This is a genomic window from Allostella sp. (assembly GCF_041913585.1).
In the GTDB taxonomy this organism is placed as follows: domain Bacteria; phylum Pseudomonadota; class Alphaproteobacteria; order ATCC43930; family Allostellaceae; genus Allostella.
The window spans coordinates 1-12,738 of the sequence record NZ_JAYSFE010000127.1 but is presented as its reverse complement, the minus strand read 5'-3'; the positions used below and the strand labels follow the sequence as shown (position 1 = coordinate 12,738).

Annotated in this window: 14 protein-coding genes; 9 read left to right on the top strand and 5 right to left on the bottom strand. The window is 70.6% G+C overall.

Annotation, left to right across the window (positions count from 1 at the left end; genetic code table 11):
• The 3 genes from ACE3Q3_RS19545 to ACE3Q3_RS19535 form a co-directional block, all read left to right on the top strand.
• Positions 1-1,508, top strand: a 1,508-nt coding sequence (locus ACE3Q3_RS19545) for a TRAP transporter permease (RefSeq protein WP_374448919.1), incomplete at its 5' end; no start/stop codon positions are given.
• Positions 1,505-2,293 carry an enoyl-CoA hydratase/isomerase family protein gene (locus ACE3Q3_RS19540; protein ID WP_374448918.1) on the top strand — a complete coding sequence of 263 codons (789 nt, stop codon included), beginning with the start codon at positions 1,505-1,507 and terminating at the stop codon, positions 2,291-2,293. The genes ACE3Q3_RS19545 and ACE3Q3_RS19540, both read left to right, overlap by 4 nt.
• The gene (locus tag ACE3Q3_RS19535; protein ID WP_374448917.1) at positions 2,290-3,342 is read left to right on the top strand and encodes an NAD(P)H-dependent flavin oxidoreductase; all 1,053 of its coding nucleotides are present in this window, start codon (positions 2,290-2,292) and stop codon (positions 3,340-3,342) included. The genes ACE3Q3_RS19540 and ACE3Q3_RS19535 overlap by 4 nt, the downstream gene beginning before the upstream one ends.
• On the opposite strand, the gene ACE3Q3_RS19530 is transcribed toward ACE3Q3_RS19535, so the two are convergent.
• From ACE3Q3_RS19530 to ACE3Q3_RS19515, 4 genes are all read right to left on the bottom strand, one after another.
• On the bottom strand, positions 3,308-3,508 hold the full coding sequence (locus ACE3Q3_RS19530) for a hypothetical protein (RefSeq protein WP_374448916.1): 201 nt from the start codon (positions 3,506-3,508) through the stop codon (positions 3,308-3,310). The genes ACE3Q3_RS19535 and ACE3Q3_RS19530 overlap by 35 nt on opposite strands.
• Before the next feature lie 288 nt (positions 3,509-3,796).
• A complete protein-coding gene (locus ACE3Q3_RS19525) occupies positions 3,797-4,342 on the bottom strand; it encodes a DUF4142 domain-containing protein (protein ID WP_374448915.1) in 546 nt (181 codons plus the stop codon).
• Between the two features lie 77 nt (positions 4,343-4,419).
• Complete coding sequence (locus tag ACE3Q3_RS19520) at positions 4,420-5,181, bottom strand: ABC transporter permease (protein ID WP_374448914.1); 762 nt, start codon at positions 5,179-5,181, stop codon at positions 4,420-4,422.
• On the bottom strand, positions 5,178-6,119 hold the full coding sequence (locus ACE3Q3_RS19515; protein WP_374448913.1) for an ABC transporter ATP-binding protein: 942 nt from the start codon (positions 6,117-6,119) through the stop codon (positions 5,178-5,180). The genes ACE3Q3_RS19520 and ACE3Q3_RS19515 overlap by 4 nt, the downstream gene beginning before the upstream one ends.
• A 113-nt stretch (positions 6,120-6,232) precedes the next feature.
• Between ACE3Q3_RS19515 and ACE3Q3_RS19510 the strand changes: the two genes are divergently transcribed.
• Positions 6,233-6,730: a DUF1579 domain-containing protein gene (locus tag ACE3Q3_RS19510; protein ID WP_374448912.1), complete on the top strand. Its 498-nt coding sequence runs from the start codon at positions 6,233-6,235 to the stop codon at positions 6,728-6,730.
• Here the strand turns inward: ACE3Q3_RS19510 and ACE3Q3_RS19505 are convergent.
• Positions 6,725-7,495: a 3-ketoacyl-ACP reductase gene (locus ACE3Q3_RS19505; protein WP_374448911.1), complete on the bottom strand. Its 771-nt coding sequence runs from the start codon at positions 7,493-7,495 to the stop codon at positions 6,725-6,727. The two genes, ACE3Q3_RS19510 and ACE3Q3_RS19505, sit on opposite strands and share 6 nt — an antisense overlap.
• 152 nt (positions 7,496-7,647) lie before the next feature.
• On the opposite strand from ACE3Q3_RS19505, the gene ACE3Q3_RS19500 reads away from it, so the two are divergent.
• The 5 genes from ACE3Q3_RS19500 to ACE3Q3_RS19480 all read left to right on the top strand — a co-directional run.
• Positions 7,648-8,493 carry a VOC family protein gene (locus tag ACE3Q3_RS19500; RefSeq protein ID WP_374448910.1) on the top strand — a complete coding sequence of 282 codons (846 nt, stop codon included), beginning with the start codon at positions 7,648-7,650 and terminating at the stop codon, positions 8,491-8,493.
• Between the two features lie 80 nt (positions 8,494-8,573).
• A complete protein-coding gene (locus ACE3Q3_RS19495; protein ID WP_374448909.1) occupies positions 8,574-10,190 on the top strand; it encodes an ABC transporter substrate-binding protein in 1,617 nt (538 codons plus the stop codon).
• A gap of 23 nt (positions 10,191-10,213) precedes the next feature.
• Positions 10,214-11,191 carry an ABC transporter permease gene (locus ACE3Q3_RS19490; RefSeq protein ID WP_374448908.1) on the top strand — a complete coding sequence of 326 codons (978 nt, stop codon included), beginning with the start codon at positions 10,214-10,216 and terminating at the stop codon, positions 11,189-11,191.
• 6 nt (positions 11,192-11,197) lie between these two features.
• On the top strand, positions 11,198-12,028 hold the full coding sequence (locus ACE3Q3_RS19485; RefSeq protein WP_374448907.1) for an ABC transporter permease: 831 nt from the start codon (positions 11,198-11,200) through the stop codon (positions 12,026-12,028).
• Positions 12,025-12,738 (top strand): ATP-binding cassette domain-containing protein (locus ACE3Q3_RS19480; protein ID WP_374448906.1); only part of this gene is annotated, 714 nt, incomplete at its 3' end. The genes ACE3Q3_RS19485 and ACE3Q3_RS19480, both read left to right, overlap by 4 nt.

The following is a 12,738-nucleotide window of genomic DNA, read 5'->3' as shown; positions in this document are numbered from 1 at the left end:
GGCCGATCCTCTTCACGGTCGCGGTCGTCTTCTTCCTCTACCCGCTCTATGCCGGCGTGATGCCGGGCTTCCTCTGGGGCAACGACTTCTCGGTGGCGGAGACGGTGCGCGCCCACGCGCTCGGCACCGAGAGCATCATCGGCGTGCCGATGCAGGTGACCGCCGACATCCTGATCGGCTACCTCGTCTTCGGCGTCGTGCTCGCCAGCACCGGGGGCGGGGCCTTCTTCATGGACTTCGCGAGCGCGCTCATGGGGACCAGCCGCGGCGGCCCCGCCAAGGTGGCAGTCGTCGCCAGCGGCTTCTTCGGCATGCTGTCGGGCAGCCCGACCTCGAACGTCATCACCACCGGCACGCTGACGATCCCGACCATGAAGCGCTGCGGCTATCCGGCGCCCTATGCCGGCGCGGTCGAGGCCTGCGCCTCGACCGGCGGGGCGCTGATGCCGCCGGTGATGGGCACCGCCGCCTTCATCATGGCGAGCTTCCTCAACGTCCCCTATGGCGACGTCGCCCTCGCGGCCTTCCTGCCGGCGCTGCTCTACTATGTCGCCCTCGTCCTGCAGACGGATTTCTATGCCGCCCGCAACGGGCTGGTCGGTCTCCGGCCCGACGAGGTGCCGGCGCTCGGACCGACGCTGCGCAACGGGTGGTTCTATCTCTTCTGCCTCGCCCTGCTGACCTGGCTCCTGCTGGCGATGCGCATCGAAGGCGAGGCGCCCTATTACGTCTCGGCCCTGCTGGTGGCGGCGGCCTTCGTCGGGCGGCGGCTCGACGGGTGGCGGGCGATCGCGCTGCTCGTCGATTGCGGCCAGGCGGTCGGCCAGATCGTGGCCCTGCTGGCCGGCATCGGGATGATCGTCGGCGCCCTGTCGATCACCGGCGTCGGCAACTCGTTCTCGCGCGAGCTGGTGCAGCTCGCCGGCGGCAACGTCTACCTGCTGCTCTTCTTCGGCGCGATCACCAGCTTCGTCCTCGGCATGGGGATGACCGCCAGCGCCTGCTACATCTTCCTGGCGATCGTGCTGGCGCCGGCGCTGGTCCGCGCCGGTCTCGACCCGATGGCGAGCCACCTCTACATCCTCTACTGGGGCATCGTCAGCTTCATCACGCCGCCGGTCGCGCTCGCCGCGATCACCGCCGCCTCGATCGCCAAGGCGAACGCCATGGAGACCGGGATCAAGGCGATCCGCATCGGCCTGCTGCTGCTGCTGCTGCCGGTGCTCTTCGTCCTCGAGCCGGCGCTGATCCTGAAGGGGGCGTGGTACGACAGCCTGCGCGCCTTCGTCACGGGCATCGCTGCCGCCACCCTCCTGGCCGGCGCCTTCGAGGGCTACCTGCCGCGGCTCGGTGCCCTCGGGCGGGGCGCGCGGGTCGTGCTCGGCGCGGCCGGGTGCTGCCTCCTCATTCCCGAACTGGTCACCGACGTCCTGGGGGTGGCCCTGTTCCTCGTCGCGGTCCTTATGGCCCGCTTCCGACCCCGAGCGCTGAAGGTCGCCGATCGATGAGCCTCGTCCGAACCGAACGTCCCGCAGCCGGCATCGCCCGCATCGTCCTCGACGATCCGGGCAAGCGCAACGCGCTGTCGGCGGCGCTGCGGCAGGAACTGGGAGCGGCCTTCGAGGCGGCGCTCGGCGACGCCGCCGTCCGCGCCATCGTCCTGACCGGTGCCAACGGCGCCTTCTGCGCCGGCGGCGACCTTTCCTCCATGGGCATCATGGCGGCCGATGTCGGCCGTGCCCGGATGAAGGCGAGCCACCGGATGATCCGGACGATCGCGGCGGCCGAAAAGCCGGTCGTCGCCGCCGTCGAGGGCCCGGCCATGGGCGGCGGTGCCGGCCTCGCGCTGCTCGCCGACGCGATCGTGATGGGCGATGGCGCCATGATCGGCTTCCCCTATTTCAAGGTCGGCCTGGTGCCGGACTACGGCCTCTTCCACACGCTGCCGCGCCGCGTCGGCACCGGGCATGCGCGCCGCCTCTTCAACACCGCGGCTTCGGTCCGGGCGCCCGAGGCGCTGGCGATCGGCCTCTGCGACCGGGTCGTGCCCGACGGCGAGGTGCAGGACGCCGCGCAGGAGCAGGCGGCCCTGCTGGCGAACCTGCCGGCCGTCGCCTTCGCCATGACCAAGCAGCAGCTCGGCCAGATGCCGATGTCGCTCGAGGCGGCGCTGGAGATGGAGGCGCTGGCCCAGACCGTCGCCTTCGGCGGCGCCGAGCATGCCGAGGGCCGGGCCGCCTTCTTCGAGAAGCGCCGGCCGGTGTTCCGGCGCGACGACGGGGCCGAACGGTGAGCGCCGGCGACCGGGACGTCCTGGCGCGCCCGCTCTTCGAGACGCCGATCACCCGGCTCTTCGGCATCCGCCACCCGATTCTCTGCGGTGGCCTGATGTGGCTGGCCGACGCCCGCTACGTCGCGGCCGCCGTCAATGCCGGCGGCATGGGCTTCATCACCGCGCGCACGTTCCCCGACCTCGACGCCTTCCGGGCCGAGCTCCGGCTCTGCGCCGAACTGACCGGCGGCCGGCCGTTCGGGGTCAACCTCTTCATCTCCGGCCGGGCCGAGGAGAATGCCGTCCTCGACCGCTACATCGAGGTGCTGGCGGAGGAGGGGGTGCGGCTGATCGAGACCGCCGGGAACACGCCCGAGGCCTACCTGCCGCGCCTGAAGGAGGCCGGCTGCATCGTCATCCACAAGGTCTCGGCGGTGCGCCACGGCCTCCGGGCGGAAAAGGCCGGCGTCGATGCGCTGGCCATCGTCGGCCAGGAATGCGGCGGCCATCCCGGCCTGCATTTCGTCGGTACCATGGTCCAGGGCGCGCTCGCCGCGCGGTCCTTCAAGGTGCCGTTCGCGCTGGGCGGCGGCATCGGCTGCGGGCAGCAGCTGGTGGCGGCGCTGGGACTGGGCGCCGATGCGATCGTGATGGGATCCCGGATGACGGTCGCGACCGAGATCTGGGCGCACGAGGACTACAAGCGCAAGGTCGTGGCTACCGGCGAGGGCGATTCGCGGCTGGTCATGGCGAGCTTTCGCAACACCTACCGCTGCCTCGACAATGCCGCCGCGCGCGCCGTCGCCGAGCTGGAAGCGGCGGGCGAGCGCGATTTCGCCCGCTACCTGCCCCATGTGCGCGGCACCAATGCGCGCGACGCCTACGCGACCGGCGACTGGGAGCGGGGCATCCTGTCGATGGGCCAGTCGGCTGCCTTCGCCGACGAGATCAAGCCCGTTGCCGCGATCTTCGCGGAGATCCTGCGCGATGCGGCCGCTGCGCGAGACCGCTTCGACGGCCTGCGCCCGGCCGGGGCTAGCGCCAGGACTGCGGCGGCCGGCGCACCGTGATCGTCCGCGACCGGCCGGTCAGCAGCGCATAGACGACCCCGGCGACGATCAGGAACGCGACGACGATCCCGACGAACCACAGCACGCCGCTCAGCACCGTCACCACCAGCATGACCACGGCGGCGGCGACCACCGCGGCTACCAGCAAGGACAGAACCTGACGCATCTCGCGGCTTCCGATCGTTGAATGGATGACCATGCAAGTGGGGATTCCCGTCCCGCCTGCAAGGTCGGGACGCTCGGGCGTGGCGGCAATGCGTCCGACCCGATGTCCGACGAAGCCATCGACGCGGATGATATATCCGGTCTACTCATTCTCCTGGCGCGCGGTCGCATGCAGGCGACGCTCGTCGGGGGCTGCAATGGGGCTCTCTCTCGACACCATCGCCATCGCGGTCGTCATCGTCGTGTGTGGCGTGATCGTGTTCTTCGCGATCTGGCGGCGCTGACCCGGTCAGGACGGACCGTCCAACTGGCGAGCGAGCCGCCGAAGGTCGCCGATGCGGGCCTCGAGCTGGATCGCGTCGGCCATCGCGTTCGAGCGCAGGGCGTCGTTGGCACCGCTGCGGCCGTAGCTCTGCTGGAGGCGCAGGGCCGCCTCGTGGCTCTCGATCGCCACCCTGAGCCAGGCCCGGTCCAGCCCTTCTGGCGCGGTCGTCCGCAGGGCCTCCACCGTTTCGGCGCCGGCATTCTCCGCGGCCTTGTCGGGGCGCATGCCGAGCGACTGCACGCTGGCGGCCGTCGTCAGCCGGTGCTGCGCCTTGGTCCGCTCGTCGAGGACACGCTTGGCGGCCTCCCGGACCGGCGTTCGCGCCGAGCGCTCCAGCACCAGCCGGCTGGCTTCGATGGCGGTGCGGTCTTCGCGCGCCGCCTCGCTCAGGTACTGCGCGGTAGCGGGATCGACGTCCGCGGGCGCCGCCGTCTGGGCCCGCGGGAAACTGGTGGGAAGCACGGCCGCCGCCAGGGCGACGGCGGCCGCCAGACGACGCAGGCGCACCATGTCGGCTCTCCTCGGCTGATGTCCGGGACTGTCCCGGCTCCAACCGCCGATGGCGGCCGGGGGTTCCGGTGCGGCGGTCAGTTCTTGAGGCGCCAGCCGGTCCGGAAGATCCACCAGACGATGCCGAGGCAGGCGGTCAGGATCGCCAGCGTGACGCCGAGGCTGATGCCGATGGCGACGTCGGCGGTGCCGTGGAAGCTCCAGCGGAAGCCGTTCACCAGGTACACGACCGGGTTGAAGAGGCTGACCCACTGCCAGAACGGCGGCAGCATGTCGATCGAGTAGAAGCTGCCGCCGAGGAAGGTGAGGGGCGTGACCACCAGCATCGGCACGAACTGCAGCTTCTCGAACCCGTCGGCCCAGATGCCGATCACGAAGCCGAAGAGGCTGAAGGTGACGGCGGTGAGGACGAGGAAGCCTGCCATCCAGAACGGATGCTCGATGCGCAGGGGCACGAAGAGGCCCGCCGTCGCCAGGATGATGATGCCGAGGATGATCGACTTGGTGGCCGCCGCGCCGACATAGGCGACGGTCGCCTCGGCGAAGGAGATCGGCGCGGACAGCAGTTCGTAGATCGTGCCGACGAACTTCGGGAAGTAGATGCCGAAGGCCGCGTTCGAGATGCTGTGCGTCAGGAGCGACAGCATCATCAGCCCCGGCACGATGAAGGCGCCGTAGCTGACGCCGTCGACCTCCTCGATGCGCGAACCGATGGCGGCGCCGAAGACGACGAAGTAGAGGGCGGTCGAGATGACCGGCGACACGATGCTCTGCAGCAGCGTGCGGCCGGTGCGGGCCATCTCGAAGCGGTAGATGGCGTGGATCGCGCGGAGGTTCATGACGGCTTCCGGACGAGGCTGACGAAGATGTCCTCGAGCGAGCTCTCGCGCGTCTGGAGGTCGCGGAAGCGGATGCCCGCGGCGGCGAGGTCGGTGAGGAGGCGGGTGATGCCGGTGCGCTCGGCGCGGGTGTCGTAGGTGTAGACGAGCTCGGCGCCGTCCGCCGCCAGTTCCAGCCCGTAGGCGGCGAGCCCGGGCGGCACCGCCGCCAGCGGCTCGGCGAGATGGAGCGCGAGCTGCTTGCGGCCGAGCTTGCGGATCAGTTCGGCCTTCTCCTCGACCAGCACGATGCGGCCGCGGTCGATGACGCCGATCCGGTCGGCCATCTCCTCGGCTTCCTCGATGTAGTGGGTCGTCAGGATGATGGTGACGCCGGCCTCGCGCAGGCGGCGGATCAGCCCCCACATGTCGCGCCGGAGCTCGACGTCGACGCCCGCGGTCGGTTCGTCGAGGAAGAGGACGCGCGGCTCGTGCGCCAGCGCCTTGGCGATCATGACCCGGCGCTTCATGCCGCCGGACAGGGTCATGATCTTGCTGTCCTTCTTGTCCCACAGCGACAGGTCGCGCAGCACCCGCTCGACCAGCGCCGCATTTCGCGGCCGGCCGAAGAGGCCACGGCTGAAGGTGACGGTGGCCCACACCGTCTCGAAGGCGTCGGTGGTCAGTTCCTGGGGCACCAGACCGATCAGCGAGCGTGCGGCGCGCCAGTCGCGGACGATGTCGTGGCCGTCCACGAGTACCCGGCCGGCCGTGGCGCGGACGATGCCGCAGACGATGCTGATGAGCGTCGTCTTGCCGGCGCCATTCGGGCCGAGGAGGGCGAAGATCTCGCCCGCGCGGATTTCCAGGTCGACGCCCTTCAGGGCCTCGAATCCGGAGGCGTAGGACTTGGCGAGGCCGGTGATCTGGACGACCGGACGGCCTTGGGTCGGAGGCATGGCGGTGTACCTGGTCGGCAACGGTTGGTTTGCGTGTCGGCCGGTTGACACCCGCCGGCAATGGAAATACCTAACTGATAAGTTATCTAATTTCGATAGCGAAGGGTGCCGTCATGAAGCTGGAACTGCTCGAACAGCATCGCTGGCTGGAACGGTTGGCGGGCGAATGGTCGGTCGAAGGCGAATGCTCGACCGGCCCCGACCAGCCGCCGGTCACGACCGAGATGCGCGAGAGCGCGCGCATGATGGGTGGCGCCTGGCTCCTGGCCGAGGGCAGCGGCGAGATGCCGGGCGGCGGTGCCATGGCCTCGCTGATGCAACTCGGCTACGACCCGGCCAAGGGCAAGTTCGTCGGCACCTTCGCCGCCTCCATGATGAGCCATCTCTGGACCTATGAGGGGTCGCTCGACCCGTCCGGCAAGATCCTGACCCTCGATACGGTCGGGCCGAGCTTCGCCGACCCGGCCGCCGCGACCCCGGGCGCCATGACGAAATATCAGGACATCATCGAGATCGTCGATGCCGACCATCGCGTCATGCGCTCGCGCATGCTGGGTCCGGACGGCGAATGGCGTCCGGTGATGACGGCGCGCTATCGCCGCCGACTATAGCCGCTCGACCGTCAGGCCGCCGTCGACCCGGACCACGGTGCCGGTGGCGAAGCCGAAGCCGCCGCCGGCCAGCGCCGCCACCGCCCTGCCGACCTCCTCGGGCTCGCCCCAGCGGCGGACCGGCAGCGTTCCGGCGGCGAAGGCGCGCTCGTAGCGTTCGCGGGCGACCGCCGTCATGTCGGTGCGGATGATGCCGGGGCGAACCTCGAAGACCGGCACCTCGATCTCGGCGAGGCGCACCGCGAAGAGCTTGGTCAGCATCGCCAGCCCGGCCTTGGCGATGCAGTATTCGCCGCGGTCGGGGCTCGCCATCTCGGCATTGACCGAGGAGATGGTGACGATGGCGCGGCGCCGGCCGGCGCCTTCGGCGAGCCAGCGGCGCGCGACGGCCTGGGTCAGGAAGAAGGCCCCGCGCAGGTTGATGGCGATGAGCCGGTCGAAGCTCTCCGGCGTCACCTCCGTCAGGTCACCGCGGCGGGCGACCGAGACGCCGGCATTGTTGACCAGCACCGAGACCGGGCCGAGTGCGGCCGCCGCGGCGTCGAGCAGGTGCGCGTGGCCGGCGGCGTCCGCGATGTCCGCCCGCAGGAAGACGCCGCGGCGTCCATGTGCGGCGACGGCGCCCAGCGTCTCGGCGACGGCCGCGTCCTCGACGACGTCGTTGACGGCGACGTCGTGGCCGGCGGCGGCGAGCGCCACCGCGATCGCCCGGCCGATGCCGCGCCTCGCCCCGGTCACCAGGGCGACCGATCCGTCCTCCCGCATTCTCTGGCGTCCTCTTCGGTTCCGGCCCATGTTGCCGGACGCCGGTCCTTCAAGCAAAAATCCGCTTGTCCCCGGCGATAGAAAAATCCGTTCCCGGCGACGACCGGCCCGGTGTCATAAGGACGCCCCCTTTTTCCGGGAGGATCCCGAGCATGCCGCTGCAGCACATCCTCGGCCTCGACCATGTCGTCGTCACCGTCCGCGACCTCGACGCGGCGGCGGACGCCTGGCGCCGGCTGGGCTTCACGGTGTCGCCGCGGGGCACCCATTCGGCGCATCTGGGTTCTGCCAACTACACCATCATGTTCGGCGAGGACTATGTCGAACTGCTGGGCGTGCTGACGCCGACCGACCACCTGCAGCCGACGATCGCGTTCCTGAAGCGGCGCGAGGGGATCGAGCGCGCCGCCTTCACCACCGACGACGCGGCCGCCGGTGCGGCCGAGTTGCGGGCGCGCGGCATCGACGCAATCGGGCCGGTGCATTTCGGCCGCCCGGTCGAACTGCCGGGCGGCGGTGCCGGCGAGGCGCGCTTCAACGTCTTCCGCTGGCCGGTCGGCGAGGCCCCGGGCGGCCTGCGCGTCTTTGCCTGCCAGCACCTGACGCGCGAGACGGTGTGGATTCCCGAGCTCATGCGCCACGCCAACGGCGCCGACCGGCTGATCCGGGTCGAGGTGCTGGCCGCCGATCCGGCGGCGGCGGCGGGCCATCTCTCCCGCCTCATCGACGAGCCCGTCGTGGCCGGCCCCGACGGCCATCTCGTGCACTCGGGCGGGCGGCGGGCCGACTTCCTCTTCCTCGACGAGACTCGCTTCGCCGCCCGCTATCCGGCCGCCGCCCGCGTCGGCGCGGCGGCGGAAGGGGCAGCCGCGCTGGTCGTCGGCACCGCCGACCCGGCCGGTGCTGCCCGGATCCCGGGCGCGCTGCCGGACGGCGCGGGCGGCGTCCTGGTGCCGGCCGCCGCCGCGACCGGCGTGCTGCTGCATTTCCGGGCCTGAGCGGCGCCGGTCCGATCCTGGCCCGGACGATGCATCGCGCCGGGCGCGCCCAGTTCCATCAATCGACAGGAGGCCATGCCGTGACCGACAGCCGTCTGGAAATGAAGCGCCGCACCCTGCTGATGACGTCGGCCGCGATGGCCGCCAGCGTGCTCTTCCCCGAGCGGGCGTTCGCCCAGGCCGCCCCGCGCCGCGGCGGCGTCTTCGCGGTCCATTACGGCGCCGAGCAGCGGCAGCTCAATCCCAGCCTCCAGGCCTCGACCGGCGTCTACATCATCGGCGGCAAGATCCAGGAGCCGCTGGTCGATCTCGATGCCGCCGGCAATCCGGTCGGCGTCCTCGCCGAGCGCTGGGAGGCGACGCCGGACGGCAAGACCATCACCTTCCACCTGCGCCGCGGCATCCGCTGGCACGACGGCAAGCCCTTCACCTCGGCCGACGTCCAGTTCACGGCCATGGCGATGTGGAAGAAGATCCTGAACTACGGCACGACGCTGCAGCTCTTCCTGACCGCGGTCGACACGCCCGACCCGCACACCGCGATCTTCCGCTACGAGCGGCCGATGCCGCTCAACCTGCTGCTGCGCGCGCTCCCCGACCTCGGCTACGTGTCGCCGAAGCACCTCTACGAATCGGGCGACATCCGGCAGAACCCGCACAACCTGGCGCCGGTCGGCACCGGTCCCTTCAAGTTCGTCCAGTACGAGCGCGGCCAGCACGTCATCGCCGATCGCAACGGCGAATACTGGCGCGAGGGCCGACCCTATCTCGACCGCATCGTCTGGCGCGTCATCACCGACCGGGCGGCGGCGGCGGCCCAGCTCGAGGCGGGCCAGCTCCACTACAGCCCGTTCTCCGGCATCACCATCTCGGACCTGGCGCGGCTCGCCAAGGACCCGCGCTTCATCGTCTCGACCAAGGGCAACGAGGGCAACGCCCGCACCAACACGCTGGAGTTCAATTTCCGGCGCAAGGAACTGGCCGACATCCGCGTGCGCCGGGCGATCGCCCACGCGATCAACGTGCCCTTCTTCATCGACAATTTCCTCGGCGACTTCGCCAAGCTCGGCACCGGGCCGATCCCGTCGGTCTCCAAGGACTTCTATCCGGCCGACAACGGGCCGCAATATCCCTACGACAAGGCGAAGGCGACGCGGCTCCTCGACGAGGCCGGGCTGAAGCCGGGCGCCGGCGGCGTCCGCCTCTCGCTGCGCCTGCTGCCGGCGACCTGGGGCGAGGACATCTCGCTGTGGTCGACCTTCGTCCAGCAGTCGCTGGGCGAGGTCGGGATCAAGGTCGACGTCGTGCGCAACGATGGCGCCGGCTTCCTCAAGCAGGTCTATGCCGACCACGCCTTCGACCTCGCCACCGGCTGGCACCAGTACCGCAGCGACCCGGCCGTCTCGACGACCGTATGGTACCGCTCGGGCCAGCCGCCGGGGGCGCCCTGGACGAACCAGTGGGGCTGGACGGACGCGACCATGGACAAGATCATCGACGACGCGGCGACCGAGGTCGATCCGGTGAAGCGCAAGGCGCTCTATGCGCAGTTCCAGCAGCGCGCCAACTCCGAGATCCCGATCTGGATGCCGATCGAGCAGATCTTCGTGACGACGATCTCGGCCAAGGTCCGCAACCACTCCAACACGCCGCGCTGGGGCTCCTCCACCTGGCACGACCTGTGGCTGGCGGAGTGACCGTCGCGGGCGGTCGCTAGGCGATGCGCATCCTGGCCCTGGCGGGGCGGCGGCTCGCCGCCTCGATCCCGACCCTGTTCCTCATCCTGGTCGGGATCTTCCTGCTGCTGCAGTTCGCCCCGGGCGACACGGTCGACGCGATGCTGGCGCAGATGGGCGGCGGCGATGCCGCCACCGCCCAGCAGTTGCGCCAGTTCTATGGCCTCGACCTGTCGGTGCCGGCCCGGCTCGGCCAGTATCTCTGGCGCCTGGTCCAGCTCGATCTCGGCTTCTCGGCGATCTACGGCAAGCCGGTGGCGACCGTGATCGCCGAGCGCCTGCCGGCGACCCTGCTGCTGATGACGGCGGCCCTGTCCTTCGCCTTCTTCGCCGGGCTGGTGCTGGGCGTGGTGGCGGCCCGCCGCGTCAACCGCTGGCCGGACACGCTGATCTCGACGCTGGGCCTCGTCTTCTACGCCACGCCCTCGTTCTGGTTCGGGCTGATGGCGATCGTCGTCTTCTCGATCTACCTGCAATGGCTGCCGGCGGGCGGGCTCGAGGACATCACCGCCGTCCAGACCGGCATCTGGCGGACGCTCGACATCGCCCGCCACCTCGTCCTGCCGACCCTGACGCTGGGCCTGATCTTCCTCGCCATCTACCTGCGCATCATGCGCGCCTCGATGCTGGAGGTGCTCAATCTCGACTTCGTGCGCACCGCCCGCGCCAAGGGCCTCGACGAGACGCGGGTGGTCGTCCGCCACGTCCTGCGCAACGCGCTCCTGCCGATGGTGACGCTGATCGGGCTGCAGGCGGGCACCATGCTGGGCGGCTCGGTGGTGGTGGAGAGCGTCTTCTCGCTGCCGGGCCTCGGTCGGCTCGCCTACGAATCCGTCGTCCAGCGCGACCTCAACACCCTGCTCGGGATCGTCTTCGTCTCGGCGATCCTCGTCATCACCGTCAACTTCGTGGTCGACCTGCTCTATGCCCGGCTCGACCCGCGCATCGCGGCCGGGCGCTGACCCGCGATGCAGGCCGTGCGCAGCTATTTCCGCAGCCCGCCCGCCGTCCTCGGGCTGGTCCTGCTGCTCGGCGTCGTCGGCATGGCCGCGACCGCCGACTGGTTCTTCCCGCGCGACCCGCTGGCGCTCGCCGGCCGGCCGCTGGTCTGGCCGTTCCAGAACCCGCGCTTCTGGCTCGGCACCGACAATTCCGGCCGCGACATCGCCGCGCAGATCTTCCACGGCGCCCGCATCTCGCTGCTGATCGGCCTCGTCGCGACGGCCATCGCGATCCTCATCGGCATCGTCGTCGGCGCGCTCGCCGGCTATTACGGCGGGGTGGTCGACACCGTGCTGATGCGGGTCGCCGAGGCGTTCCAGACCCTGCCCAACTTCCTCCTGCTGCTGGTGCTGGTCGTCGTCTTCGGGTCGACGCTGGCGACGGTGACGGTCGCCATCGGGATCGTCTCCTGGCCGGCGCCGGCGCGCCTGACCCGCGCCGAGTTCCTCTCCCTGCGCAACCGCGAGTTCGTGCAGGCCGGCCGCACGCTCGGCATGCGCGACGTCCGGCTGATCTTCGGCGAGATCCTGCCCAACGCCCTGCCGCCGGTCATCGTCTATGCCAGCGTCGTCATGGCGGTGGCGATCCTGCTCGAGAGCGCGCTCGCCTTCCTGCGCCTGTCGGACCCCAACGTCGCCTCCTGGGGCAACCTGATCGGCCTCGGCCGCGACGTGCTGCGGGTGCAATGGTACGTCTCCGCCATCCCCGGCATCGCCATCCTGGTGACGGTGCTGGCGGTGTCGCTGGTCGGCCAGGGGCTCAACGACGCGCTCAACCCGCGGCTCAAGGGCCGATGACCGAACCCGTCCTCACCATCGAGCGCCTCGGCGTGCGGCTGCCGCCGGGCGCCGACCGCAGTCACGCGCTCCAGGACGTGTCGCTGGCGATCGCGCCCGGCGAGATCCTCTGCGTCGTCGGCGAATCCGGCTCCGGCAAGTCGATGACCGCCAACGCCGTGATGCGGCTGCTGCCGGTCGGCGTCGCCATCGACGGCGGCCGCGTGCGCTTCGAGGGCCGCGACCTGACGGCGCTCTCCGAGGCCGAGATGCGGCAGGTGCGCGGCGCCGGCGTCGCCATGATCTTCCAGGAGCCGATGACGGCGCTCAATCCCTTGCGCACCATCGGCGACCAGATCGGCGAGATGTTCGGCATCCATGCCGACCTGCCGCGCGCAGAAGTGCGCCAGCGCGTCCTGTCGCTGCTCGACGAGGTCCGCATTCCCGATCCCGAGCGCGCCATGCGCGCCTATCCGCACGAGCTCTCGGGCGGCCAGCGGCAGCGGGCGATGATCGCGATGGCGCTGGCGCTCGATCCCAAGGTGCTGATCGCCGACGAGCCGACGACGGCGCTCGACGTCACCACCCAGGCGCAGATCCTGGCGCTGATCCGCGACCTGCAGCGGCGCAAGGGGACGGGCGTCCTCTTCATCACCCACGATTTCGGGGTGGTGGCGGAGATCGCCGACCGGGTCGCGGTCATGCAGCACGGCCGGGTGGTCGAGGAGGGG